23 protein-coding genes are annotated in these 24,050 nt (G+C 72.2%); 14 read left to right on the top strand and 9 right to left on the bottom strand.

The genetic code is table 11. From position 1 onward, the window contains the following. Positions 1–524 precede the first annotated feature (524 nt). Positions 525–869 (top strand): rhodanese-like domain-containing protein, encoded by a 345-nt coding sequence (locus OYE22_RS15780; protein ID WP_277324154.1) that lies wholly within the window; start codon positions 525–527, stop codon positions 867–869. Between the two features lie 218 nt (positions 870–1,087). Here OYE22_RS15780 and OYE22_RS15775 read toward each other — a convergent pair whose 3' ends face one another. The 5 genes from OYE22_RS15775 to paaA are packed head-to-tail and all read right to left on the bottom strand — an operon-like array spanning position 1,088 to position 4,806. Further along, complete coding sequence (locus OYE22_RS15775) at positions 1,088–2,275, bottom strand: 2Fe-2S iron-sulfur cluster-binding protein (protein ID WP_277321010.1); 1,188 nt, start codon at positions 2,273–2,275, stop codon at positions 1,088–1,090. Next, a complete protein-coding gene (paaD, locus tag OYE22_RS15770) occupies positions 2,272–2,790 on the bottom strand; it encodes a 1,2-phenylacetyl-CoA epoxidase subunit PaaD (protein WP_277321009.1) in 519 nt (172 codons plus the stop codon). Before paaD ends, OYE22_RS15775 begins: the two co-directional genes overlap by 4 nt. After that, positions 2,784–3,500 carry a 1,2-phenylacetyl-CoA epoxidase subunit PaaC gene (gene paaC / locus OYE22_RS15765; RefSeq protein WP_277321008.1) on the bottom strand — a complete coding sequence of 239 codons (717 nt, stop codon included), beginning with the start codon at positions 3,498–3,500 and terminating at the stop codon, positions 2,784–2,786. Before paaC ends, paaD begins: the two co-directional genes overlap by 7 nt. Next, positions 3,497–3,784, bottom strand: coding sequence for a 1,2-phenylacetyl-CoA epoxidase subunit PaaB (paaB, locus tag OYE22_RS15760; protein WP_176162955.1), 288 nt, complete (start codon positions 3,782–3,784; stop codon positions 3,497–3,499). Before paaB ends, paaC begins: the two co-directional genes overlap by 4 nt. Then, positions 3,781–4,806, bottom strand: a complete 1,026-nt coding sequence (gene paaA, locus OYE22_RS15755) for a 1,2-phenylacetyl-CoA epoxidase subunit PaaA (RefSeq protein WP_277321007.1) — start codon at positions 4,804–4,806, stop codon at positions 3,781–3,783. The genes paaB and paaA overlap by 4 nt, the downstream gene beginning before the upstream one ends. Before the next feature lie 663 nt (positions 4,807–5,469). Here paaA and OYE22_RS15750 point away from each other — a divergent pair. The 3 genes from OYE22_RS15750 to OYE22_RS15740 are packed head-to-tail and all read left to right on the top strand — an operon-like array spanning position 5,470 to position 8,164. Further along, the gene (locus OYE22_RS15750) at positions 5,470–6,123 is read left to right on the top strand and encodes a DUF5819 family protein (protein WP_348652216.1); all 654 of its coding nucleotides are present in this window, start codon (positions 5,470–5,472) and stop codon (positions 6,121–6,123) included. Positions 6,124–6,131: 8 nt separating this feature from the next. Then, entirely contained in the window at positions 6,132–7,472 is a 1,341-nt protein-coding gene (locus tag OYE22_RS15745) for an HTTM domain-containing protein (RefSeq protein WP_277324152.1), read from the top strand. Further along, entirely contained in the window at positions 7,469–8,164 is a 696-nt protein-coding gene (locus OYE22_RS15740; protein ID WP_277321006.1) for a TrmH family RNA methyltransferase, read from the top strand. Before OYE22_RS15745 ends, OYE22_RS15740 begins: the two co-directional genes overlap by 4 nt. Before the next feature lie 187 nt (positions 8,165–8,351). On the opposite strand, the gene OYE22_RS15735 is transcribed toward OYE22_RS15740, so the two are convergent. Beyond that, positions 8,352–8,672 (bottom strand): multidrug efflux SMR transporter, encoded by a 321-nt coding sequence (locus OYE22_RS15735; protein ID WP_277321005.1) that lies wholly within the window; start codon positions 8,670–8,672, stop codon positions 8,352–8,354. Between the two features lie 20 nt (positions 8,673–8,692). Beyond that, complete coding sequence (locus tag OYE22_RS15730) at positions 8,693–9,097, bottom strand: multidrug efflux SMR transporter (RefSeq protein WP_277321004.1); 405 nt, start codon at positions 9,095–9,097, stop codon at positions 8,693–8,695. Between the two features lie 202 nt (positions 9,098–9,299). On the opposite strand from OYE22_RS15730, the gene OYE22_RS15725 reads away from it, so the two are divergent. Further along, complete coding sequence (locus OYE22_RS15725) at positions 9,300–9,779, top strand: MarR family transcriptional regulator (RefSeq protein WP_277321003.1); 480 nt, start codon at positions 9,300–9,302, stop codon at positions 9,777–9,779. Between the two features lie 165 nt (positions 9,780–9,944). On the opposite strand, the gene paaN is transcribed toward OYE22_RS15725, so the two are convergent. Next, positions 9,945–11,666: a phenylacetic acid degradation protein PaaN gene (gene paaN / locus OYE22_RS15720; protein ID WP_277321002.1), complete on the bottom strand. Its 1,722-nt coding sequence runs from the start codon at positions 11,664–11,666 to the stop codon at positions 9,945–9,947. Positions 11,667–12,115: 449 nt separating this feature from the next. Between paaN and OYE22_RS15715 the strand changes: the two genes are divergently transcribed. Beyond that, entirely contained in the window at positions 12,116–13,639 is a 1,524-nt protein-coding gene (locus OYE22_RS15715) for a 3-hydroxyacyl-CoA dehydrogenase (protein ID WP_277324151.1), read from the top strand. A gap of 2 nt (positions 13,640–13,641) precedes the next feature. Continuing rightward, on the top strand, positions 13,642–14,229 hold the full coding sequence (locus OYE22_RS15710) for a TetR/AcrR family transcriptional regulator (RefSeq protein WP_277321001.1): 588 nt from the start codon (positions 13,642–13,644) through the stop codon (positions 14,227–14,229). Positions 14,230–14,398: 169 nt separating this feature from the next. On the opposite strand, the gene OYE22_RS15705 is transcribed toward OYE22_RS15710, so the two are convergent. Further along, positions 14,399–14,893, bottom strand: a complete 495-nt coding sequence (locus tag OYE22_RS15705) for an Lrp/AsnC family transcriptional regulator (RefSeq protein WP_187063017.1) — start codon at positions 14,891–14,893, stop codon at positions 14,399–14,401. A gap of 172 nt (positions 14,894–15,065) precedes the next feature. Between OYE22_RS15705 and pdhA the strand changes: the two genes are divergently transcribed. The 7 genes from pdhA to OYE22_RS15670 all read left to right on the top strand — a co-directional run bounded on the left by pdhA (position 15,066) and on the right by OYE22_RS15670 (position 24,018). Continuing rightward, positions 15,066–16,205: a pyruvate dehydrogenase (acetyl-transferring) E1 component subunit alpha gene (pdhA, locus tag OYE22_RS15700; RefSeq protein WP_277321000.1), complete on the top strand. Its 1,140-nt coding sequence runs from the start codon at positions 15,066–15,068 to the stop codon at positions 16,203–16,205. Continuing rightward, a complete protein-coding gene (locus tag OYE22_RS15695; protein WP_277320999.1) occupies positions 16,202–17,281 on the top strand; it encodes an alpha-ketoacid dehydrogenase subunit beta in 1,080 nt (359 codons plus the stop codon). Before pdhA ends, OYE22_RS15695 begins: the two co-directional genes overlap by 4 nt. Continuing rightward, positions 17,281–18,948: a dihydrolipoamide acetyltransferase family protein gene (locus OYE22_RS15690; protein ID WP_277320998.1), complete on the top strand. Its 1,668-nt coding sequence runs from the start codon at positions 17,281–17,283 to the stop codon at positions 18,946–18,948. The genes OYE22_RS15695 and OYE22_RS15690 overlap by 1 nt, the downstream gene beginning before the upstream one ends. A 231-nt stretch (positions 18,949–19,179) precedes the next feature. Further along, entirely contained in the window at positions 19,180–20,124 is a 945-nt protein-coding gene (locus OYE22_RS15685) for an NTP transferase domain-containing protein (protein ID WP_277320997.1), read from the top strand. Further along, the gene (locus OYE22_RS15680) at positions 20,121–21,038 is read left to right on the top strand and encodes a hypothetical protein (RefSeq protein WP_277320996.1); all 918 of its coding nucleotides are present in this window, start codon (positions 20,121–20,123) and stop codon (positions 21,036–21,038) included. The genes OYE22_RS15685 and OYE22_RS15680 overlap by 4 nt, the downstream gene beginning before the upstream one ends. Further along, positions 21,035–22,966 carry a molybdopterin-binding protein gene (locus OYE22_RS15675; protein ID WP_277320995.1) on the top strand — a complete coding sequence of 644 codons (1,932 nt, stop codon included), beginning with the start codon at positions 21,035–21,037 and terminating at the stop codon, positions 22,964–22,966. Before OYE22_RS15680 ends, OYE22_RS15675 begins: the two co-directional genes overlap by 4 nt. Beyond that, positions 22,963–24,018: a potassium channel family protein gene (locus OYE22_RS15670; RefSeq protein ID WP_277320994.1), complete on the top strand. Its 1,056-nt coding sequence runs from the start codon at positions 22,963–22,965 to the stop codon at positions 24,016–24,018. Before OYE22_RS15675 ends, OYE22_RS15670 begins: the two co-directional genes overlap by 4 nt. Positions 24,019–24,050 lie beyond the last annotated feature (32 nt).

Below are 24,050 nucleotides of genomic sequence, written 5' to 3'. Positions count from 1 at the left end.
TGCGGGTGGGTGTGTGGGGGCGGGGTGGAGGAGGGGGAGGGGAGGGAGGGGGGTGGGGGAGCCCCCCGAAATCCGTAACCAAAGACGGCTGAGCCGACGACGCCAGCCACGTCACTCCAGGTCCGTCGGCTACTCAAGGCGTTTCCGCCCCCTCACGAACCTCAATCCCCCGCTCCACTACCAGCTCGCCCCATCACCACCCCCACCAACCCCCCCAAGCCTCGCCCGCAAAGCCCCGAGCCTCCCAAGTCCCCCGAGCCCGCCAAGCCCGCCAAGCCCCCCAGACCGCCCACCAAGGCCACCGGCCCAACGCCGCTCCCACGCACGAGCCCATGGGTCTTATGCCCGGCGGCGTCGGGCTTGGCCGCTGGCCGCAGCCCGGAGAGGCGATGGTTGTGCGAGGGGTGTGCCAGGGGCGAGAGGCAGATGGGTTCCTGGTCGGTTTGGGGTGGCGCGGGCCTGCAAGATTGAGTGGGGGAGACCGGATGAGCTCTGAGAAGACCGAGAGAAGAAGAGGTGCCCTGATGGCGTTTGCCCAGATGCCCGAGGTGGAGGCCGCCGCGGTACCGGCTGACGGTTTCCTGCTGGACGTCCGTGAGAACGACGAGTGGGCGGCGGGGCACGCCGAAGGCGCGCTGCACGTGCCCATGAGCGAGATCGTGGCCCGGTTCGGCGAACTGACCGAGGTGGTTGCCGATGGTCGCAGGGTGCACGTCGTGTGCCGCGTGGGCGGGCGGTCCGCGCAGGTGGCGCAGTACCTGATGGCGCAGGGCCTGGACGCGGTCAACGTCGGCGGCGGCATGCTGGCCTGGCAAGCGGCGGGGCGCCCGATGGTGAGCGAGGGTGGGCAGCCCGCGTCGGTGCTGTAACGCGTGAACCAGCCCACGACGGACGGCCGGGCGCTGTCGCCCGGCCGTCGTGGTGGCCGCCGCTGCTACGGACTCGGTGTTGCGAAAGCCATGGTGCTGCGAAAGCCATGGTGCTGGAACCGCTGCGGGTGGCCGGAAGCCAGCCGTAGCCGCAGGCCGACGGCCTCACCGACTGCCTCATCGGCGGGCCCCCGCCAACGGAGCCGTCGGCGGCGTGCTCAGCGGTCGAAGTCGAGTTCCACCTGTTCGCTGACCGGGTGCGACTGGCAGGCCAGCACGTACCCCGCGTCCAGTTCCTCCGCTTCGAGCGCGAAGTTACGGTCCATGTGGACCTCGCCGGAGACCAGGAAGGCCCGGCAGGTTCCGCAGACGCCGCCCTTGCACGCGTACGGCGCGTCGGCGCGATTGCGCAGCACCGTCTCCAGCAGGGACTCCGTCCCGCCCACGGGCCAGGTGCCCGACCGGCCGTCCAGGGTGGCGGTCACCGTGCTGTGAGCGGGGGCGACGCTGCTGGTGGTGGGCAGCGAGTCGTCTGCCACGTGGAAGATTTCCTGGTGCACCAGAGCACGCGGAACGCCCAGCTCGCTGAGGGCGGCGTCGGCGGCGCGTACGAGCCCGTAGGGCCCGCACAGGAACCAACCGTCCACGTCGGCCACCGATACCAGCGCGGGGAGTAGGCCCGTCAGCCGCTCGCGGTCGAGGCGGCCCGACGGCAGGCCGACCTGTTGCTCCTCGCGCGAAAGAGCGTGCACGAGCTGGAGGCGGTCCGGATAGCGGTCTTTGAGGTCGGCGACCTCTTCCAGGAACATCGTGGAGGCGGCTGAGCGGTCGCTGCGTATCAGGCAGAAGCGGGCGCTGGGGCGGCGGGCCAGCAGGGTCGCGACGATCGACAGCACGGGAGTGATGCCGCTGCCCCCGACGATGGCCGCGTAGTGTCCGCCGTCGATGACGTGGTCCGACTTCCGTCGCGGACCGCCCCTGTCGTCCGCGTCATGCGAGTCTTCCGCGCCGTCAGCATCGTCCGTGACTTCCGCGCGGTCCCTCCGGGGCGCGGGGCCGACGTCGAGGACGAATCGGCCGGCTGGCGCCATCACGTCCACCTCGTCACCGACGACGAGTTCCTTGAGCGCGTACGTGGAGAACTCACCGCCCTCGACGAGTCGCACGCCTACGCGCAGGCTCGTGGGGCCGCCCGCGTCGAGTGCCGGCGAGCAGATCGAGTAGGTGCGGCGTATCTCGGTGTTGCCGGTGAAGCGGCGCAGGGTGATGTGCTGCCCGGGCGTGTAGCGGTAGAGGCTTCGCAGGTCGGAAGGGACGGCGAAGGTGATCGCTACGGCGTCGTCGGTGAGCTGTTCGGTTGCCGTCACACGCAGCCGGTGGAAGGCGTTGTGGCGAGCCGCGCTCATGACAGCTCCTTGAAGTGGTCGAAGGGTTCGAGGCAGGACTCACAGCGGCGCAGTGCCTTGCAGGCGGTGGAGGAGAACCGGCTGAGCAGGCTGGTGCTCGTCGAGCCGCAGTGTGGGCAGCGGATGGCCAGGTCCACCGCCACCGGCCCGCTGGTGGCCGGCCCGGTGGCGCGCGGCGGGGCTATGCCGAACTCCCTGAGCTTGCGTCGACCGTCGGCGCTGATGGCGTCGGTGGTCCAGGGCGGCGAGAGGACCGTGCGGACCGTCACCTCTGGCACGCCGTGTTGGTGCAGCGCCTGCTCGATGTCGGCGGACATGGTCTCGATCGCCGGGCAGCCGGTGTACGTGGGCGTCAGCTCCACCTCGACCCGCCCGGGTCCGGTCACCCGCAGCCCGCGCAGTACGCCGAGTTCGGCGAGGCTGAGCACGGGCAGCTCGGGGTCGGGGACGGAACCGGCGACTTCGCGCAGTTCCCGCTCCAGCGGCGTCTCCCCTACGGGGCTGGCGGTCACCATGTCGCCCCCGGGTGGCTACGGTGCAGGTGCTGCATCTCGGCCAGCATGCGGCCGAAGGGCTCGGTGTGGACGCCCTGTCGCCCACCGCCGGCGGCCCACGCGCCGCTCTGCGGTCCGCTTGGCACCGTGAGCGTGGCCTGTCGGAGCACGGTGGTGATGCGGTCCGTCCAACGGGCCCGCAGCGTGGCCCAGTTCACCGTCAGACCCTCGATCGGCTCGAACGCCTCGCCGGTGTACCGCCACAGGGCGTTCAGGGCCTGCTGCATCCGCTGGTGGCTTTCGGCTGTTCCGTCGCCGAGGCGCAGCGTCCAGTGCTCCGCGTGGTCGCGGTGGTAGTCGACCTCCTTGACCGCTTTGGACGCGAGTTCGGCGATGGCCGTGTCGTCCTGTGCCAGCTCCTCGTACAGCAGTCGCTGGTAGCTGGAGAAGTAGAGTTGGCGGGCGATGGTGTGGGCGAAGTCGCCGCGCGGCTGCTCGACCAACTGGAGATTGCGGAAGGCGCGTTCCTCGCGCAGGTAGGCGAGTTCGTCCTCGTCGCCGACCAGGGAGAGCAGGACACGGGCCTGCCCGAGGAGGTCGAGGGCGATGTTGGCGAGGGCCAGCTCCTCTTCGAGGACGGGGGCGTGCCCGGCCCACTCCCCCAGCCGGTGCGAGAGGACCAGGGCGTCGTCCCCCAGGGCCAGCGCCGCGCTCGCGGGTGCGGGGTTCATAGGTGCCGTACTCCCTCGGGGATCTCGTAGAACGTCGGGTGGCGGTACGGCTTGTCGGCCGCGGGCTCGAAGTACGAGTCCTTCTCGTCCGGTGACGAGGCGGTGATCTCGGCGGAGGGCACCACCCACACGGAGACGCCTTCCGAGCGGCGGGTGTAGAGGTCACGGGCGTTGCGCAGGGCCATGGCGGCGTCCGGCGCGTGCAGGCTGCCGGCGTGCGTGTGGCTCAGGCCGCGCCTGCTGCGCACGAATACCTCCCACAGGGGCCAGTCCGCCGTGCTCATGCGATGTCCTCTTCCTGTGCGTCGCCCTGCTGTGGGTCGTGTGGGGCGCGGTAGCCGTGCCTGTTTCGCTCGGCCTGCTTGGTCGCGTAGGCGGTGGCGGCCTCGCGCACCCAGGCACCTTCCTCGTGCGCCGTGCGGCGTTGGTTGATGCGTTGTTCGTTGCACGGACCGTTGCCGCGCAGCACTTCGCGGAACTCGTCCCAGTCGATGGGGCCGAAGGCGTAGTGTCCGCGCTCCTCGTCCCAGGTCAGGTCCGGGTCGGGCAGGGTGAGGCCCAGGGAGTCGGCCTGCGGGACGCAGATGTCGACGAAGCGCTGTCGTAGCTCGTCGTTGGAGTGCCGCTTGATCCGCCAGGCCATGGACTGGGCGGAGTGCGCCGACTCGTCGTCCGGTGGGCCGAACATCATGAGGGAGGGCCACCACCAGCGGTTGACGGCGTCCTGGGCCATGGCGTGCTGGGCCTCGGTGCCCTTGCTGAGGGCGAGGAGCAGTTCGTACCCCTGGCGCTGGTGGAACGACTCCTCCTTGCAGATGCGGACCATGGCGCGGGCGTAGGGGCCGTAGGAGCAGCGGCAGAGCGGGACCTGGTTGGTGATGGCGGCGCCGTCGACGAGCCAGCCGATGGCGCCGACGTCGGCCCAGGTCAGCGTGGGGTAGTTGAAGATCGAGGAGTACTTCTGGCGGCCGGCGTGGAGGCGGTCGAGTAGTTCGTCGCGGCTGGTGCCCAGGGTTTCGGCGGCGCTGTAGAGATAGAGGCCGTGGCCGGCCTCGTCCTGCACCTTGGCCATCAGGATGGCTTTGCGGCGCAGGGAGGGGGCGCGGGTGATCCAGTTCGCCTCGGGTTGCATGCCGATGATCTCTGAGTGCGCGTGTTGAGCTATCTGCCGCACCAGTGAGGCGCGGTAGGCGTCTGGCATCCAGTCGCGCGGCTCGATGCGCTCCTCGGCGGCTACCGCCGCGTTGAACTGTGCCTCGTAAGCCGCATCGTCCTGGGTGCCGGCGTCCGGCGCCATCGTCGTCATCTCACGCTCCTCGCCACCCGACCCGCAGGTCGTCGAGACCTCGTCGGTCGGTGCGTCCGTGGGCCGGGGATCGGGCCCGCGTCAACCGACCGATCGTTCGGTTCAATGTTCTCCGGTGCCTCAATCGGTGTCAAGGCTGTGGATAACCGGGCTGTGGATAACTCGGAGGTGCTGTGCTGGATGAGGCACCGTAGGTACCGTCTCCGGGCGTACGTGGGAGCGGCGCTGCGCGCTGCCAGGATGGGAAACGGGGTGGGTATGCAACCGGACGAGCGAGCCGAACGGCCTGAGCAGGCCGGCGCGGGCGGCGAAGGGCCGGGTGCGTGCGGGGGAAGGGAGGCGCCGGCACCACGCGGTGCCGGCGATGCCGAGGCGGATGCGGCGGATGCGGCCGCGGCGGGTGCTTCTGATGCCCACCCGGAGACGGACGCGGACGGTGCGGCCTCGGCCTCTAACGCGGACGAGGCGCCGCAGCCCGCTCTCGGAGTCGACACCGATTCCGACGCTGCTCCCGACGCCGGCCTTCGCGATGAACCCCGTCTCGTACCGCGTCCGCGCCCGTTGCCCGAGACGCACGCCGGCTTCCGTGCGTCCGATGTGCGGACCGCCGTGGAAAGCGCGGCGCGGGGGCGTGTTTCGCTGCCGGGGCAGATCGTCCTGGGGGTGGCGATCGCGGTCGCCGTGGTGGCCGTCGCCGTGCACCTGGCGATGTCGTTCCTGCACGTAGCGCCGTCAAACACGGTCAGCAGAGAACACAGCGAGGCGATCGGCGATTACATCTACCCGGAGTTGGAGCAGAACTGGAAGCTTTTCGCACCCAATCCCCTCCAGCAGAACGTGGCCGTCTCCGCGCGCGCCGAGGTGCGCACGCCGGACGGTGGCACCGCCGTCACCTCGTGGACCAACCTGACGGCCGAGGACGGCGCGGCCATCCGGCACAATCCGTTGCCGAGCCACTCGCAGCAGAACCAACTACGCCGAGCCTGGGAGTTCTACGCCGGCTCGCACGACGCCAAGGAACAACCGATAGGCGTGCGCGGGCAGCTCTCCGAGCAGTACGTGCGCCGTATGGTGGCGCACCGGTTCGGCAGCGAACACGAGGGCGGGACCGTGGAGCGCGTACAGGTGCGGGCAGCCACCACGCCCGTCGCCCCGCCCTCCTGGAGCGAGGAGAAGATCGATCTGAAGACGGTCTACCGCGTGCTCCCCTGGTGGACCATCACCAGCGACGACCTGCCCGGACGTAAGGCCGCGGGCGACAAGGCGCTCAGCGAACGGCAGCCCCGGAGCGGCCAGACCAAGGAGGGCGACCGGTGAACCTCCGCATGCTGGGAGGTCGGCTGGAGCGGGCCGCGGCTCGCGGTCAAACCAAGATCACGGGGACGGTGCTGGGGCCGTACCAGAGCGCCGTCGTCAGGATCGGTTTCGCCTTCACCTGGCTGCTGTTCCTGCTGCGCGAATGGCCCCACCGACAGGTGATGTACGGGCCGGACAGCCCGTGGGCGCCCGAGATGGCCCGCCAACTCATCGACGGAACCGGCGCGTTCACCGTGCTGATGTGGTCGGACGGCCGAGTGTGGTTCGAGGCCGTGTACGCGATGGCCGTACTCTCCAGCGCGCTGTTGCTGCTGGGGTGGCGTACGCGCACCATGTCCGTGCTCTTCATGGTCGGCGTGCTCTCGCTGCAGAACCGCAACGTCTTCGTGGGTGACGGTGGCGACAACATCATCCACCTGATGGCGATCTATCTGGTGTTCACCCGATGCGGTCACGTGTGGTCGCTGGACGCGCGACGCGCGGCACGGGAGGCCCGGTACGCGGGTGTCCAGCCGTCCCCCGCGCGCAGCGCCGGCAGTGACACCGTGGCGGTGTCAGACGTGGCTGGCGTCGCGGTGACGGGCCGTGTGCCCGGTCCACGGGCGGCGGTTGAGGTGACGAGGGCGCCGGGGCGACTCGACCCGTCTCCCGGCACCGGCCTTCTGGGGAGCGACGGCACCGGTGTCGTGCTGTGGACGCTGCTCGGCACCGTGCTCGCCGTCGTCACCGCCCTGGGCGAGCTGAGCAGCGGCTGGGTGTGGATCTTCTGGGGGCTGTGGGCGATACACGCGGTGTGGTGGGCCGTCTGTCGGTACGCGCCGGGCGAGCCGCGCACGGTGATGGCCGCGCTGGGCAATCTCGTGCACAACGCCGCGCTCGTCGTGATCATGGGCCAGGTCTGCCTGATCTACGCGACCGCTGGCTGGTACAAGATCCAGGGCACTCGCTGGCAGGACGGCACCGCCGTGCACTACCCGCTCCACCTCGACTACTTCTCGCCCTGGCCCGGCCTGACCGACACGCTGGGCAGCAGCGGGACGCTGGTCATGCTGCTCAGCTACGGGACGGTCTTCGTTCAGGTCGCCTTCCCCTTCGCCCTCCTCAACCGTCGGGCCAAGAACGTCCTGCTCGCGGTGATGATGATGGAGCACATCGGCATAGCCATCGTGCTCGGGCTGCCGTTCCTCTCGCTGGCGATGATCGCGGCGGACGCGGTGTTCCTGCCGACGAACTTCCTGCGCTGGGTCGGCTCCACCCTGCGTCGTGCGCGGGGGCGACTGCCGCGGCGGGCGCCCGCCCCGCCCGGGCCAGACGTACGAGCGCCCGCGGACCGTACCCTCGTGGAGTGACCAGCCAGACCGCACCAAACGCCCCGGACCAGCCCGTTCCCCCGACAGGCGGGGACGAGCCGCTCCAGTACGACGAGGGCTTCCAGCCTCAGGTCGGGGTCGGACCGCACCCCGAGCCGTGGCCCGTCGGCGAGCAGTACGACCCGCGACTGCTCGCCGAGGGAGACCGCCGCAACGTCGTGGACGGCTACCGCTACTGGACGCACGACGCGATCGTCGCCGACCTGGACACCCGGCGGCACGACTTCCACGTCGCCGTGGAGAACTGGAGCCACGACTTCAACATCGGCTCCGTGGTGCGCACGGCCAACGCCTTCCTCGCCAAGGAGATCCACATCGTCGGCAACCGCCGCTGGAACCGGCGCGGAGCGATGGTCACCGACCGCTACCAGCACATACGGCACCATCCAGACACCGCCGACCTGACCGCGTGGGCCGAGCGGGCGGAACTCCCGATCATCGGGATCGACAACCTGCCCGGCGCGGTCGCACTGGAACGCGTCGAGCTGCCACGCCGCTGCGTGCTGCTGTTCGGACAGGAGGGCCCCGGGCTCACCCGGGAGGCGCGGGAGCAGGCGAGCATGGTGTGCTCGATCGCGCAGTTCGGCTCCACGCGGTCCATCAACGCGGGCGCGGCAGCGGCCATCGCCATGCACTCCTGGGTACGGGTGCACGCCACCATCACGGACTGACCGTACGAGCCGGCCCCTGGCAGTACGCGAGCGCCCACCGCGCGCCTGCCCCGCGCCGTGCGTCGGCCCCAGGCTCCCCGCAGGGCCTCACCCGTCTGCCTGCGGGGCCGCTGACCTGCGTACCAGCCCGGCGTACGGTGGTGAGGCCGTATCCCGGCGCGGCCCGTCGGGTGTTTCCCGTACGAGGTCAGACGCCGGCGGTGAGCTTGAGGCCGACGACGCCACCGATGATCGCCACCAAGGAGATCGCCTTCGGTGTGGTGATGCGCTCCTTGTACAGGATCGCGCCCAGGGTGACGGTGCCCAACGAGCCCAGGCCGGTCCAGATGGTGTAGCCGACGCCCACGTCCAGCGTCCTGAGGGACAGACTGAGGAAGTACACGCTGATGATGGTGGTGGTCACGGCGACGACGGAGGGCCACAGCCGGGTGAAGCCCTTGGAGGCGTTGGTGCTCAGCGCGAAGGCCACTTCGAAGACGGCGGCGATCAACAGATAGATCCAGGCCATGGTGGTCGGCTCCTTGCCGTTCAGTGGGCGGCCGACGCGCCGGCGGGGCCCACGCCCTCGGCCGCGCTCGCCGGGGTCGGGGTCCGTGGTTCGGCGTCGGGTGAGGCGGAGCCCCCGGTGAGTTTGAGGCCGATCACGCCGCCGACGATGGCCAGGAAGGAGATCACCTTGCCCAGGCCGAGCCCCTCGTCGTAGATCACCGCGCCCAGGCTGAGAGCGCCGAGCGAGCCGAGGCCGGTCCAGATGGTGTAGCCGACGCCGACGTCCAGCGTCTTCAGGGCCAGGCTCAGGAAGAACACGCCGCCCGTCGCGGCGGCGACGGTGAGCAGCGAGGGCCAGAGCCTGGTGAAGCCCTCGGTGGCGTTGGTGCTGAGAGCGAAGATCACTTCGAGGGCGGCGGCGATGAGCAGGTAGATCCAGGCCACGGTGGTGCTCCCTGGGCATGGGCGGGGTGGTTCGGGCAGTTCGTTACGGAGCGAGCGCTGAGCGCTCGGGCCGGCGGAGCGAGGAGAGTGAGGGCTCGGCGAGGCAGCGGCTGAGGTAAGTTGCATGTGCGTGCAAGTTCTTTCGGAAGTTCGTCCGTACGGGTAACCTCATGTCAAGCGGCTTGGCGCGCGGGAGGGTGCGATGGATGACGAGTTGCTGTGGGGTGGCGTCATCGCCCTGCACGCGCGCGTGGAGCAGAGACTTTCCGTGGCCCTGCAGCGGCAACACGGCCTTGGCCTCTCGGAGTACCGGGCCCTCGGACATCTGACGTTGGCCACCGCGAGTGGTCTGCGCATGCAGGATCTCGCGGCCAAGGTCGGGCTCAACCAGAGCTCGACGACCCGGCTCGCGGGACGCCTGATCACGGCCGGCTTCGCCTTCCGGGACCTGTGCCCGGACGACAAGCGAGGGGTCTACACCGTCATCACGGACGCCGGCCGTGCGCGGCACGCGGAGGCTCGCGGCACGTACGAGGAGACGCTGGCCGCCGCCCTCTCCGATGCCGCGTCCGATCCCGAACTCGGCTCGCTCGTCCGCACCTTGCGCACCGCGACGCCGCGACTGGCGCGGTCGGCCGGTGCGGAAGGCCTGGAAGCGGTGCCGCACGTCGCGGCGTCCTGAGCGCCCCCTCGTCCTCGACGTCTGACGCCTACGACCCGCCAGCGGCGAGTGCGGAGTGGTGCGAGCCGGGCACGCGGGCAGCTCACGATGCCGTGGCTCTTCCGCGCCCCTGCCCCGGCGGGCGCCTGCGCCGACGGGCGTCGTCGGCGCAGGCGTTGGATGCGGTCACGCCTGGCGGCGTACCTCGATCGTCCGGAAGCGGTTGGCCACGAACGCGCCGTCGCACAGGGCCGCGTTGGCGGCCGGGTTTCCGCCCGAGCCGTGGAAGTCGGAGAACGCGGCGGTCTGGTTCACATAGACGCCGCCGGTGAGGTTCAGCGAGAGCTGGGCGCACTCTTCCAGACACGCCTCCTCGGCCAGCCGCTCCATCTCGGCCGACGTCGTGTACGCGCCGACCGTCATGGCGCCCTTCTGGCGAATCGTGTGCCGCAGCAATTCGACCGCCTCCGGCGTGGAGTCCACGGCCACGGCGAAGGAGACCGGGCCGAAGCACTCGGAGAGGTAGGCCGCGTCGGCATCCGGGCTGTCCCAGAACTTGCGGGCCCCGTCGGCCTTGACGATCGCCGGCGTGCGCACGGTGGCCCCCGGGAAGTCCGGGTGGGTGACCGCACGCGAGGCCAACGCCACCTCGCCCAGGGCCGCCGCTCCCTCCAGCCGCTCCTTCACCTGCGGATTGACGATGGCACCGAGCAGCGCGTTGGCACGGGCCTCGTCACCGAGCAGGCCGTCGACGGCCCCCGCCAGATCGCTGACAACCTCGTCATACGACTTGGGGCCCGCGTCCGTCTGGATGCCGTCGCGGGGGATCAGGATGTTCTGCGGAGTGGTGCACATCTGGCCGCTGTACAGGGACAGTGAGAACGCGAGGTTGCTCAGCATGCCCTTGTAGTCGTCCGTCGAGTCCACGACGACGGAGTTGACCCCAGCCTTCTCCGTGAACACCACGGCCTGTCGGGCGTTGGCCTCAAGCCAGTCGCCGAACGCCGTCGACCCGGTGTAGTCGATCAAGCGGATCTCCGGGCGCACGGCCAGCGTCTTGGCCAGCCCCTCGTCGGCACGCTCGGCGGCGAGCGCGACGAGGTTGGGGTCGAAGCCCGCCTCGGACAGCACCTCGCGCGCGACCCGCACGGTCAGCGCGAGCGGCAGCACCGCACGCGGATGCGGCTTGACCAGCACCGGATTGCCGGTAGCCAGCGAGGCGAACAGGCCCGGGTAGCCGTTCCACGTGGGGAAGGTGTTGCAGCCGATCACCAGGGCGATGCCTCGCGGGACGGCTGTGAACTCCTTGTTCAGCTGGAGCGGGTCCCGCTTGCCCTGCGGCTTCGACCAACTCGCCGCCGCCGGGACGCGCTCCTGCTCCCGATAGGCGTACGCCACCGCCTCAAGGCCGCGGTCCTGTGCGTGGGGCCCGCCGGCCTGCAGCGCCATCATGAACGCCTGGCCCGACGTGTGCATGACGGCGTGCGCGAACTCGTGGGTCCGGGCGTTGATCCTGGCCAGGATCTCCATGCACACCACGGCCCGGGTCTCCGCGCCGGCCTCGCGCCAGGCGGGCATCGCGGCCCGCATGGCCGGCAGCAGCACGTCGATGTCGGGATGCGGATACAGCACGCCCAGCTCGATGCCGTACGGAGACACCTCGTCGCCGACCCAGTCGTCCGTGCCGGGCTGGCTGAGCTCGAAGCGGGTGCCCCGCAGTTCGTCGAAGGCCGCCTGGCCCTCGCCGGCGCTCAGGCTGCTGCGCCCGGACTCGTCCGTGCCCCCGTACGCCTTGGGGTGCTCGGGGTGGGGCGACCAGTACCCACGTGTCTGTATGGCCTCCAGCGCCCTGTCGAGCGTGGGGCGGTGCTTCTCGATCAACTGGGCTGCGGAGAGCTCGGTGGCCATGGAGGACCAACTCCTCGTCGAGCTGGGCGGGACGGGGGCAACAGAGCTAGATTAACCGAACGATCGGTCGGGGCAAGGGGGTCCGAGGAACCTGTGGATAAACATCGAAAGACGCCCGGATTGGCCCTGTGGATAACCGACGCGAGGACCCATCTTCGGGGAGGATCAGCGACATGACCACCGCAGCCGGAGCCGCCGCTCACACCATCGAAGCCAGCCCCGGGCCCCATGCCGCGACAGGGCTCGGAGGCTTCGGGACCGCCCCTGAGCAGCGCGTTAGCCGCCCCGAGGCCAGCGGGCCCACCTCGGCCGGCAAGGCCGGCGCCGGGCCCGGTGCGGAGTCGACGCCCCGCGTCGACGGTGCCCCGGAGCGGGGGACCGAGGCCGGCTCCGAGCCCGTGGGCGGCTCGGGCGCTGAGCCACTGCGAGCCCCACTGCGTACGTCGGCCATGGCGCGCGACCGGGTCGTGGCTGTCGTCGGAGCCGGCACCATGGGCCAGGGCATCGCACAGGTCGCCCTGGTCGCCGGGCACCCGGTGCGGCTCTACGACGCGCTGCCGGGACGCGCGGCGCAGGCCGCCGACGCCATCGGGGCCCGCCTCGACCGGCTCGTCGCCAAGGGCAAGCTGTCCGCCGAGCGGCGCGAGGCCGCCCGGTCCAGGCTGCTGCCGGCCGGCGGGCTGGCCGAGCTGTCCGACGCGGCCCTGGTCATCGAGGCGGTGGTGGAGCAACCCTCCGTCAAGCAGGAGTTGTTCACCGAGCTGGAGCGAGTCGTCGCCGCCGACTGCCTGCTCGCCACCAACACCTCCTCGCTGTCCGTCACCGCCGTCGCCGGCCCCCTCCAGCGCCCAGGTCGCCTCCTCGGCCTGCACTTCTTCAACCCGGCGCCGCTGCTCCCGCTGGTCGAGGTGGTGCGCGGACACGCCACCGACGAGGCCGCCGCCGACCTCGCGTACGAGACCGTCGCCGAGTGGGGCAAGACCCCGGTGCGCTGCGCCGACACCCCCGGCTTCATCGTCAACCGGATCGCCCGCCCGTTCTACGCCGAGGCGTTGCGCTGCTACGAGGAACGGGCGGCCGACCCCGCCACCATCGACGCCGTGTTGCGCGAGTCGGGCGGCTTCCGCATGGGTCCCTTCGAGCTGACGGACCTGATCGGCCAGGACGTGAACGAGGCCGTCACCCGATCCGTGTGGGACGCCTTCTTCCAGGACCCCAAGTTCACGCCGTCACTCGCCCAGCGGCGGCTGGTTGAGTCCGGGCTGCACGGTCGCAAGACGGGGCGCGGTTGGTTCTCGTACGGCGACGGCTCGGCAGACAAGGCACCGAGCCGGCCCGCCCCGCACACGGCCGAGCCGCGGACGCCGCCCGAGGCGGTGGTCATCCACGGCGACCTGGGACCGGCGGCGGTGCTCCCCGAGCTCATATCCGACGCCGGCATCAAGGTCACCTACCAGGGCTGGGACGACGGGGGAGCGGGCTTCATCGAGCTACCGGGCGGCGCTCGGCTCGGTCTCACCGACGGTGCCGCCGCCTCGACCGCTCCGACCGCCGACACCCTCTGCTTCGACCTGGCCCTGGACTACCGCACCGCGACCCGGATCGCGCTGGCCGCGTCCGAGACCGCCCGGCCCGGCTCGGTCAAGGCCGCCGTGGGTCTGTTCCAGGCCCTGGGCAAGGACGTCAGCGTCATCGACGACATACCGGGCCTGATCGTGGCCCGCACGGTGGCGATGCTCGTGGACTTCGCGGCCGACGCGCTGGGCCGGCGCGTCGCCGAGGCGCACGACATCGACACGGCCATGCGAAAGGGGGTGAACTACCCGCGAGGCCCGCTGGAGTGGGGCGGCGAACTGGGCCCCGAGTGGGTGCGGCGCGTGCTGGAGAACCTGCACGCCGCCTACCCCACCGGGCGCTACGCTCCCTCGCCGCTCCTGGTCCGCCGTGCGGCGGCGCGCCGGGACCTGCTCTAATCGTGACCATGGCCAAGCGCGACACCTACACGCCCGAATCGCTGCTCGCGGTCGCCGTCGAGGTGTTCAACGAGCGCGGCTACGACGGCACCTCGATGGAGCACCTCTCGCAAGCGGCGGGCATTTCCAAGTCCTCGATCTACCACCACGTCAAGGGCAAGGAGGAGTTGCTGCGGCGGGCCATAAGCCGGGCGCTCGACGGGCTGTTCGGGATTCTCCGGGAGCCGGGCGCACTGGAGGGCGCGGCCATCGACCGGTTGCAGTACGTGGTCCGGCGCACGGCCGAGGTGCTGATGGCGGAGCTGCCGTACGTGACGCTGCTGTTGCGGGTGCGGGGCAACACGGACACCGAGCGGTGGGCCATGGAGCGGCGGCGCGAGTTCGACCACGAGGTGGCCGAGCTGCTCAAGACGGCGGCGGCCGATGGCGACCTGCGCCCGGACGTGGACGTGCGACTGGCCACCCGGCTGCTGTTCGGGATGATCAACTCCATCGTCGAGTGGTACCGGCCGGGCCGGGGCGGGGCGGCGACCAGTGACGAGGTGGCGGACGCGGTGGTGCGGACCGCGTTCGCCGGGCTGCGGGTGTGAGCCTCCGAGCGTAGGCCCGCGGGGCGGGGCGTGTCGCCGGCTCGGGGCCCAGGCGTGCCGCTGGCTCCGGCCGGGCGCGGCCGGGGTCGGGGTCGGGGTCGGGCCGGAGCGTGCCGCTGGGGCGGGTGGTGTGGGGCCTGCCGGTCGGGGTGTGGTTCGCGTCGTGAGGTCAGAGTTCCGTGTCCAGGCCGAGGTCGGTCTCCTCGAAGACCAGCAGGGTGCGGGTGCCCAGGACCTCCGGTATGGCCTGGATGCGGGTGAGGACCAGTTCGCGCAGGGCGCGGTTGTCGGGCGTGTGGACCAGCAGCAGGACGTCGAAGTCGCCGCTGACCAGGGCGATGTGCGCGGTTCCGGGTAGCTCTTGGAGCTTCTCGCGGACGGTGCGCCACGAGTTCTGCACGATCTTGAGGGTGATGTACGCGGAGGCGCCCTGGCCCGCTCGCTCCTGGTTGATGCGGGCGCTGAAGCCGCGTATGACGCCGTCGTCGATGAGCCGGTTGATGCGCGCGTAGGCGTTGGCTCGCGAGATGTGTACGCGTTCGGCCACGGAACGTACGGAGGCGCGACCGTCCGTTCGCAGCATCCGCAGAATGTCGCGGTCGATCGGGTCGAGTGGCCGTGCCGGTGGCAGCTCGCTCGGATTGGCCATCTGTTCGTCTGACATGCGGTCTCGCCTCCCCTCCATGGACGCCCTGCGTTTATCTCAGGCTGTGGATAACCGTTTGTCCACAGGCTAGGCCCGCATGTAGCCAAAATGCCGAGGCGACCGAACAATCGGTAGGGGAGGCGCGCCAACGCCGCGCACTCGGACGCAGCCCCATGAGGAGGTGCTCGACATGACGGTCCTTGAGCAGCCCGGCTCCTACCGGCCCACGCCGCCACCGGCCTGGCGGCCTCGTACCGACCCCGCGCCCTTGCTCCCCGACGCGGAGCCGTATCGGCTCCTGGGCACGGACGCCGTGGCCGATGCCGATCCGGGGTTGCTGTTGCGGCTCTACGCCGAGTTGGTGCGTGGCCGTCGGTACAACGCGCAGGCCACGGCGTTGACCCGGCAGGGCAGGCTGGCCGTCTACCCCTCCTCCACCGGGCAGGAGGCGTGCGAGATCGCCGCAGGCCTCGCCCTCGCCGACCAGGACTGGCTCTTCCCCAGCTACCGGGACACCCTCGCGGTCATCGCGCGCGGGGTCGACCCGGTGGAGGCGCTGACGCTGCTGCGCGGCGACTGGCACACCGGTTACGACCCGGGCGAACACCGGGTGGCGCCGCTGTGTACGCCGCTGGCCACTCAACTGCCGCACGCCGTGGGCCTGGCGCACGCGGCGCGCCTCAAGGGCGACGACGTGGTCGCCCTGGCCATGGTCGGCGACGGCGGCACCAGCGAGGGCGACTTCCACGAGGCGCTGAACTTCGCGGCCGTCTGGCAGGCGCCCGTCGTCTTCCTCGTGCAGAACAACGGCTTCGCGATCTCCGTGCCGCTGGCCAAGCAGACCGCGGCGCCGTCCCTCGCCCACAAGAGCGTGGGGTACGGCATTCCCGGCCGCCTCGTCGACGGCAACGACGCCGTCGCCATGCACGAGGTGCTGACCGGGGCCGTCGAGCGGGCGCGCGCCGGCGGCGGGCCCACCCTGATCGAGGCCGTGACCTACCGCGTGGAGGCGCACACCAACGCCGACGACGCCACCCGCTACCGCACGGACGCCGAGGTGGAGGCGTGGCGCGCGCACGATCCGATCGATCTCCTTGAGCGAGAACTGCGGTCGCGCGGCCTGCTGACCGACGACGTGACGACCGAAGCGCGCGACGCCGCCGAACGGATGGCCGCCAGGCTCCGCGAGCGCATGAACGCCGACGCCGCGCTCGACCCGATGGACATGTTCGCGCACGTGTACGCCGAGAAGACGAGCCAACTGCAGGAGCAGGCGGCCCAACTGCGTGCGGAGCTCGACGCCGAGCTCGACGCGGAGGAGGAACGATGACCACCGCGGCCATCCCCACCACCCGCAAGGCGGGGCGCAAGCCCGCGAGCATGGCGCAGGCGTTGACCAGTGCGCTGCGCGACGCCATGACCGACGACCCCACGGTGCACGTGATGGGCGAGGATGTCGGCAGCCTCGGCGGTGTCTTCCGGATCACCGACGGGCTGGCGAAGGAGTTCGGCGAGGAGCGTTGCACCGACACCCCGCTGGCCGAGGCCGGCATCCTGGGCACGGCGATCGGCATGGCGATGTACGGGCTGCGGCCGGTGGTGGAGATGCAGTTCGACGCCTTCGCCTACCCCGCGTTCGAGCAGTTGATCAGCCACGTGTCGCGGATGCGCAACCGCACCCGGGGTGCCATGCCGATGCCGCTGACCATCCGCATCCCGTACGGCGGCGGCATCGGTGGCGTGGAGCACCACAGCGACTCGTCCGAGGCGTACTACATGGCCACGCCAGGCCTGCACGTGGTGACACCGGCGACCGTCGCCGACGCGTACGGCCTGCTGCGCGCGTCCATCGCGTCCGATGACCCGGTGGTCTTCCTGGAGCCGAAGCGGCTGTACTGGTCGAAGGCCGACTGGTCGCCGGAGCAGCCGGAGCAGGTCGCTCCGATCGGCCGCGCGGTCGTGCGGCGCACGGGCCGCAGTGCCAGCCTGATCACCTACGGACCCTCGGTCCCGGTCTGCCTGGAGGCGGCCGAGGCGGCGCGCTCCGAAGGCTGGGACCTGGAGGTCGTTGACCTGCGCTCGCTGGTGCCGTTCGACGACGAGACGGTGTGCGCGTCGGTGCGCCGCACCGGGCGCGCGGTGGTGGTCCACGAGTCCACCGGGTTCGGCGGCCCCGGCGGGGAGATCGCCGCCCGGATCACCGAGCGGTGCTTCCACTACCTGGAGGCGCCGGTGCTGCGGGTAGCGGGGTTCGACCTCCCGTACCCGCCGCCGATGCTGGAGCGGCACCACCTGCCGGGCGTGGACCGGGTGTTGGACGCGGTGGCCCGCCTCCAGTGGGAGGCCGACTGGACGTCCGAGCCCGGTCGGGGCGGGGCCGAGCGGCTCGCGGGGGGTGCTCACTGATGGCGGTGGTGCGCGAGTTCGCCCTACCCGACCTGGGAGAAGGGCTGACCGAGGCGGAGATCGTGCGATGGCTGGTGGCCGTCGGCGACGTGGTGGCGGTCGACCAGCCGGTGGTGGAGGTCGAGACCGCGAAGGCCATGGTGGAGGTGCCCTGCCCGTACGGGGGCGTGGTCACCGCGCGGTTCGGCGAGGAGGGCTCGGAACTGCCGGTCGGAGCGGCCCTCCTGACGGTGGCGGTGGGTGACCCGTCCGAGGAGCCCGACCCGGGCACCGACGGCACGGGCCCGGGGGCGGCGGCCCCGGCCGGTTCCGGTCCCGCCGGCACCCGCACAGGCGACGGCGACGGTGGTGCGGACGCCCCGGCGCGAGGGGGCGCGGGCGACTCGGAGGGTTCGGGAAACGTACTGGTCGGGTACGGGACCGGAGCCCCGGCGGCACGCCGACGACGGCTGCGCGCCGCGCCGCTGGGCACCTCGGCGCGGCGCGAGCCCGAGGCGGTGGGAGCCGGCGCGGGCACGGTCGGCGCGCAGCGCGAGGGCGGGGCGGATACGGCGGTTGCCGCGACCGCGACGGCCGGGGCGGGCAGGGCCACCACGGTGAGTACGCGGGGATCGTCGGCGGTCGGCGGCGGTGCGGCCGACGGTACCGATGCCGGCACGCAGGCGTCCGGGCGACCGACGCCGGTGATCTCCCCGCTGGTGCGACGGCTGGCTCGGGAACACCGGCTGGACCTGGATGACGTGGTGGGCTCCGGGCGCGACGGGCTGATCCTGCGCTCGGACGTCGAGCGGGCGATAGCGCGGATGACCGAGGCGTCGAGCGACGCGGAGCGCTCGGAGCGACAGCGGGCGGACGCCGGCACGGCCCCGGCGGAGGCGGCGCGTGGAACCGTCGCGGGCCCGGAGCGGCAGGCATCGGCCCAGGTGGCCGGCGCGTCCGGGGCGCTGGCGCGCGGCGACGGGCTCGCCGGCGCTCGGGAGGTGGAGCGCATACCGCTGCGCGGGGTGCGCGGGGCCGTGGCCGAGAAGCTCTCCCGCAGCCGGCGGGAGATCCCCGAGGCGACCTGCTGGGTCGATGCCGACGCGACCGAACTCCTCGCGGCCCGCTCCGCGATGAACGCGGCCGGCGACCCCAAGGTCTCGCTGCTCGCCGTGTTGGCGCGGATCTGCACGGCCGCGCTCGCCCGGTACCCCGAGCTGAACTCAACGGTGGACACCGAGGCCCGCGAGATCGTCCGGCTCCCCGAGGTGCACCTGGGCTTCGCCGCCCAGACCGACCGTGGCCTCATGGTCCCTGTCGTACGCGACGCGCACCTGCGCGACGCGGTGGGCCTGACGGCGGAGTTCGCGCGGCTCACGGAGAGCGCGCGGGCGGGGCGGCTCACCCCGGCCGAGCTGACCGGCGGCACCTTCACGCTCAACAACTACGGGGTGTTCGGAGTGGACGGTTCCACTCCGATCATCAACCATCCCGAGGCGGCGATGCTCGGAGTGGGGCGCATAGCGGACCGGCCCTGGGTCCACCGAGGTGAGCTGGCGGTACGCCGCGTCGTCCAGCTCTCGCTGACCTTCGACCACCGGGTCTGCGACGGGGGCACCGCGGGCGGCTTCCTGCGCTACGTGGCCGACTGCGTCGAGCAACCGGCGGTGTTGCTGCGCACCGTGTAGCGGGTGAGTGGCGTGTGTGGGTGAGCGGGCGCGGGCCCCGGGCCGTGGGTTGGTGGTGTGGCGGGGTGGGTGGGCCCGTGGGTGAGTGGGGTGGGTTCGTGGTGGGGCTCGGGCGCGGCGGTGGGGCGCTCGGGTCCGGGTGGATGTGGGGGAGGGCGAGGTTGGCGGATGGGGGCTGAGTGGGGGTGGAGGCGGCCATACTCGGGGCATGACGGGTGAACGGGTGGACGGGTGACGTACGACGCCGTGGTGTTGGCCGGCGGCGCGGCGCGGCGGCTCGGGGGAGCGGACAAGCCGTCCCTCCAGGTCGGTGGGCGTTCGCTGCTCGACAGGGTGCTCGGCGCGTGCCGGGACGCGCGGCGCACGGTCGTGGTGGGGCCGCGCCGGCCGACGGTGCGACCGGTGCACTGGGTGCGCGAGGAGCCGCCGGGCGGTGGGCCGGTGGCGGGGCTCGCGGCCGGGGTGCGGGAGACGACGGCTGGGACGGTGCTCGTACTCTCGGCGGACCTGCCGTTCATGACGGCCGGGACGGTGCGGGATCTGGTGACCATCCCGGCCGACCACGAGGGAGCGCAGCTCGTCGACGGGCAGGGTCGGGGGCAGCCGCTCGCCGCCGCCTATCGGGCCGAGGCGTTGCGGCGCGAGCTGGGCCTGCTGTACGCCGAACACGGCCGCCTGTCCGGGCTGCCGCTTCGGCTGTTGACCGGTGAGCTGCGGCTGCGCGGGTTGCGCCAGCACGCGGCCGCCGCCTTCGACTGCGACACCTGGGACGCGGTGGGCGTCGCCCGGGCGCGGATCAGGGAGCATGGCCGTGTGCTGGATGAATGGATCGACACAGTCAAAGCGGAACTCGGTATCGACCTCGACGTCGACACGGCGGCCCTGCTCGACCTGGCCAGGGACGCGGCACACGGCGTGGCTCGTCCCGCCGCGCCACTGACCACCTTCCTCGTGGGCTACGCGGCCGGGCGCGCCGCCGACGCGGGCCCGGAGGCGGTGGCGGAGGCAACCCGTAAGGCGGTCGCGCTCGCGGCGCGCTGGGCGCGGGAGAGCGCCGAGACCCCGCCGGGCGTACCGGATGGGGCGAGCGACGAGGTGCCGGGGCCGGTGGTCCCGGGTGGGGATGGTCCCGAGGGCCCCGGCATCACCGGGGACGCGGAGCGGTCAGCGGAATGAGCGGTCGACAACGGGCGGGTTCGGCGGGCGACGAGAGCGCCGAAGCGGCGCTGAACCGCGCGACGGACGAGGCCCTCGCCGTGGCGGCCTCGGGCCGCGCCGTACGGCCGGCGGAGCGGCGGAGTGCTGAGTCCTACACCGACCGGGGCCGGCCGCAGCCGCCCGGTGTGACCGACCCCGGCCCGGACCCCGACCCCGGCCTCCGTCCCGACCTCGGCCCGGGCACTGCCCCTGACCACGCCTCCGGCCCCGACACCGATACCGATACCGATACCGACCCTGCCCCCGGTTCCGGCCCCGGCCCCGGGCAGGTGGCCGAACCGTGCCTGGCGTCGGACCGTGGCGACCGTACGGGCCAGCCGGCCGCCAGCTCGTCCAGCTCGCTGCGGGCACCCGCCCCCCGAACCGAGCCGACCAGCGAGGCCGCCCCCGCCTCGGCCGACGACAACCACAGCCCGGCCGCCAGCCCCAGCTCACTCGTCGACCCCGCCCCGACCACGGCTCCCGACCCGACTTCGGCCGACAGCCGGAGCCTGGCCGACGAGCCGACCTCGGCCGACAACCCGAGCCTGGCCGATGACCCGACCTCGGCCGACAACCTGAGCCTGCGCGACGGCCAATCCCAGACCGGTAGCCCTCCCCCGGCCGGCAACCCGAGCCCGGCCGCCAGCCCCCTCCGCCCGACCAGCTCCCGGCCGGTGACCCGACACAGGACACTGGCTCAGCCGACCCTGTCGGTCCCGCGCGGGGTGGCGACTCCGCGATGGGCGGCGGAGGTACGCGGGGGGCCGGCACCTCCGCGGGTGCCGGGACCGGCGACGGCGGCGCGGGCCGTTTCGCGGACGCGGGGCACGCCGTGGGGGAGGGCGTTCGCGTGCGGGCTGGGCACGACAAGGGACGTAAGAAGAGCGTGAGTTGGGCGGAGGCCCGTACGGTCGCGGTGCGTGCGGTGGGTGTGCCGTTGCCCGCGGCGCCGACACCGTTGGGTGAGGCGCTGGGACGGGTGTTGGCGGAGCCGTTGACCGCGCTGACCGACCTACCGCCCTTCGACACCTCGGCCATGGACGGCTGGGCGCTCGCGGGCCCCGGGCCCTGGCGGTTGCCGGCGCGCGGGCGCGGAGTGTTGGCGGGGCACGCGCGGCCGGAACCGTTGGAGGACGGCCAGGCGGTACGGATCGCCACCGGTGCCAGGACCCCGCCCGGCGCCACCGCCGTACTGCGCAGCGAGCACGGCACGGAGCGGGACGGGCGTACGGGCGACGGCCGCCGTCCCGACCCCGCGACGCGTCAACCGTCCGCACCATCCCGAGGCCCCGACGCCCCGGCACCGGACCACGACGATGCCCACGATCACGGCGACGCCCACAACCAGGCCCACGCCCACGTCCACAGCCAGGCCCAGGCCCAGGCCCAGGCCGCGCGTCAGTCCCAGGCCGCCGGCTGGGTGTACGCCCTGCCCGGGCACCCCGTCCAGCCTGGGCAGGACATCCGGCCGAGGGGGCAGGAGTGTGGGAGGGGCGACCAGTTGTTGCCGGCCGGGACGCTGGTGACGCCGGCCGTGTTGGGCCTCGCGGCGGCGGCCGGGTACGACGAGTTGGTGACGGTACGCAGGCCACGGGCCGAGGTGTTGGTGCTGGGCGACGAGTTGTTGCGCTCGGGGCTGCCGCATGACGGGCTCATCCGCGATGCGCTGGGCCCGATGCTCGGGCCGTGGCTCCAGGCGCTCGGCGCGGACGTGTTGGCCACCCGTTGGCTGGGGGACGACGCGGCCGCGTTGCACGCCGCCATCGAGCGGTCCCCCGCCGATCTGGTGATCACCACGGGCGGTACGGCGGGCGGCCCGGTGGACCACGTCCATCCGGTGTTGCGACAACTCGGGGCCCGACTGCTGGTGGACGGGGTCGCCGTACGGCCCGGCCATCCCATGCTGCTCGCCCGGTTGGACGGGCGCCGGCACCTGGTGGGGCTGCCGGGCAATCCGCTGGCCGCGGTGTCCGGGCTGCTGACGTTCGCCGAGCCGTTGCTCCGTACGCTCGCCGCCCGGCCGCGACCCGATGCCGTACCGGCCGCCGGGCGGGGGCGGGCGGTCGGGGCGTACGACGACCAGCGCTCCCAGCCCTCCTCGCCCCGCGATCGCGGCGAGGCCGGCGGGTCGGGCGGCCCGTCGACGCGGCTGCCGCTGGCCGACGAGGTGCCCTGGCATCCACGGGACACTCGCCTGGTGCCGGTGCGGCGCCGGTCCGGGGCCGTGGTGCCGCTGCACTTCAGTGGGCCGGCGATGCTGCGTGGCATCTCCGTGGCGGACGGGTTGGCGGTCATCCCGCCCGGCGGTGTGGCGCGGGGCGCCGAGGTCGAGGTGTTGGACCTGCCGTGGGCGGGAGGCGGTGGCGTCGGCTACTGGCCCGGCACCCACCACCACCTGTCCGAACGCGCCCCGGAACCCGATGCCGGCCCCGGCTCCGGACCACACCCCGGCTCGGGCTCGGCCCCCGGAGCCACCGCGTATCCCGCTTCCGACACCCCCACCCCGGACGCGCGCACGTCCGAACCCGTCCCCGAGCAACCTCACGCCCCGCCCGCCCCGTCTATGCAGGGGGCAGTCCGCGCACAGTCGGAAGGTTCCACACCAAGGGCACGTATCGACAACGCCAGTACCGAAAGTGCCCGTACCGACAACGCCCGTACCGACAACACCCGCGCCAGCACCGCCCGTACCGAGAACACCGCCCCCCACACCACACGCCCCCACCCCACACACCCCCGCGCCGCCCGTACCGACGGCGTCACCCCAGAACGCGAACGCGACAACCCCGAAGCCAGGCCGCCCGGAGGAACCGAGTGAAGCTGCCCTCGCAGGACACGGCAGCGCGTAACCAAGAACCCGTCTCCCACCACGTGCAGTTGCCCCGGTTTCCCGCCGGGCCGCTGCGGCAGGTGGGGCGGCGGTTGCTGATCGCGCTCCTCGTGATGGTCACCACGGTGTTGCTGGTCTACCTGGACCGCGAGGGGTACCACGACAACGCCGACGGCACTGTCGACTTCCTCGACTCCGTCTACTACTCGACCGTCACGTTGTCGACCACGGGGTACGGCGACATCGTTCCGCACAGCGACGGCGCCAGGCTCACCAACGTGCTGCTGATCACGCCGCTGCGCGTGCTGTTCCTGATCATCCTGGTCGGTACCACGCTGGAGGTGCTCACCGAGCGCACCCGCGAGCAGTTCCGTCTCAACCGTTGGAGGAGCGCCTTGCGCGACCACACCATCGTCGTCGGTTTCGGCACCAAGGGGCGATCTGCCGTGCAGACGCTGTGTGCGACGGGGCTGCGGAAGGAACAGGTCGTGGTGGTGGACCCGAACCACAAGGTGATCGAGACGGCCAACGCCGAGGGGTTCGCCGGCGTCGTCGGCGACGCGACGCGCAGCGACGTGTTGCTGCGGGCGGAGGGGCAGCGGGCCAGCCAGTTCGTGATCGCCACCCAGCGCGACGACACGGCGGTGCTGGTCACGCTCACGGCGCGGCAGTTGAACAAGAACGCCACCATCGTCGCCGCCGTCCGCGAGGAGGAGAACGCGCCGCTGCTGAAGCAGTCCGGCGCCGACGCGGTGATCACCAGCGCCAGCGCGGCCGGCCGGTTGCTCGGCCTGTCCGTGCACAGCCCGAGCGCGGGCGCCGTGATGGAGGACCTCATCCAGCAGGGCAGCGGCCTCGACCTGATCGAACGCCCGGTGGTCAAGTCGGAGGTCGGCAAGCAGGTGCGGGAGACGGACGACCTGGTGGTGACGGTGCTGCGCGGCCACCGACTGCTCGGGTACGACGACCCGGAGGCGAGCCCGTTGCAGGCCACCGACCGGCTGATCGTGGTCGTACGCGCCCGGCCCGCGGCCGAGTGACCGACCGGCCCGCCCGGCCCCACTCGGCCTGA

Origin of the sequence: Streptomyces sp. 71268, from assembly GCF_029392895.1 — a bacterium.
In the GTDB taxonomy this organism is placed as follows: Bacteria; Actinomycetota; Actinomycetes; order Streptomycetales; family Streptomycetaceae; genus Streptomyces.
The sequence above is the reverse complement of the archived record's forward strand: the minus strand, read 5'-3'. Positions and strand labels throughout refer to the sequence as shown.

What these genes read in the sequence shown, in the direction of transcription:
- OYE22_RS15690 (WP_277320998.1), top strand. Translation starts at nt 17,281, where the DNA reads ATGGCGGTGGTGCGCGAGTTCGCCCTACCCGACCTGGGAGAAGGGCTG.
- OYE22_RS15780 (WP_277324154.1), top strand. Translation starts at nt 525, where the DNA reads ATGGCGTTTGCCCAGATGCCCGAGGTGGAGGCCGCCGCGGTACCGGCT.
- pdhA (WP_277321000.1), top strand. Translation starts at nt 15,066, where the DNA reads ATGACGGTCCTTGAGCAGCCCGGCTCCTACCGGCCCACGCCGCCACCG.
- paaD (WP_277321009.1), bottom strand. Translation starts at nt 2,790, where the DNA reads ATGGTGACCGCCAGCCCCGTAGGGGAGACGCCGCTGGAGCGGGAACTG.
- OYE22_RS15745 (WP_277324152.1), top strand. Translation starts at nt 6,132, where the DNA reads ATGCTGGGAGGTCGGCTGGAGCGGGCCGCGGCTCGCGGTCAAACCAAG.
- paaC (WP_277321008.1), bottom strand. Translation starts at nt 3,500, where the DNA reads ATGAACCCCGCACCCGCGAGCGCGGCGCTGGCCCTGGGGGACGACGCC.
- paaN (WP_277321002.1), bottom strand. Translation starts at nt 11,666, where the DNA reads ATGGCCACCGAGCTCTCCGCAGCCCAGTTGATCGAGAAGCACCGCCCC.
- OYE22_RS15715 (WP_277324151.1), top strand. Translation starts at nt 12,116, where the DNA reads ATGGCGCGCGACCGGGTCGTGGCTGTCGTCGGAGCCGGCACCATGGGC.
- OYE22_RS15775 (WP_277321010.1), bottom strand. Translation starts at nt 2,275, where the DNA reads ATGAGCGCGGCTCGCCACAACGCCTTCCACCGGCTGCGTGTGACGGCA.
- paaA (WP_277321007.1), bottom strand. Translation starts at nt 4,806, where the DNA reads ATGACGACGATGGCGCCGGACGCCGGCACCCAGGACGATGCGGCTTAC.
- OYE22_RS15680 (WP_277320996.1), top strand. Translation starts at nt 20,121, where the DNA reads ATGAGCGGTCGACAACGGGCGGGTTCGGCGGGCGACGAGAGCGCCGAA.
- OYE22_RS15725 (WP_277321003.1), top strand. Translation starts at nt 9,300, where the DNA reads ATGGATGACGAGTTGCTGTGGGGTGGCGTCATCGCCCTGCACGCGCGC.
- paaB (WP_176162955.1), bottom strand. Translation starts at nt 3,784, where the DNA reads ATGAGCACGGCGGACTGGCCCCTGTGGGAGGTATTCGTGCGCAGCAGG.
- OYE22_RS15695 (WP_277320999.1), top strand. Translation starts at nt 16,202, where the DNA reads ATGACCACCGCGGCCATCCCCACCACCCGCAAGGCGGGGCGCAAGCCC.
- OYE22_RS15735 (WP_277321005.1), bottom strand. Translation starts at nt 8,672, where the DNA reads ATGGCCTGGATCTATCTGTTGATCGCCGCCGTCTTCGAAGTGGCCTTC.
- OYE22_RS15705 (WP_187063017.1), bottom strand. Translation starts at nt 14,893, where the DNA reads ATGTCAGACGAACAGATGGCCAATCCGAGCGAGCTGCCACCGGCACGG.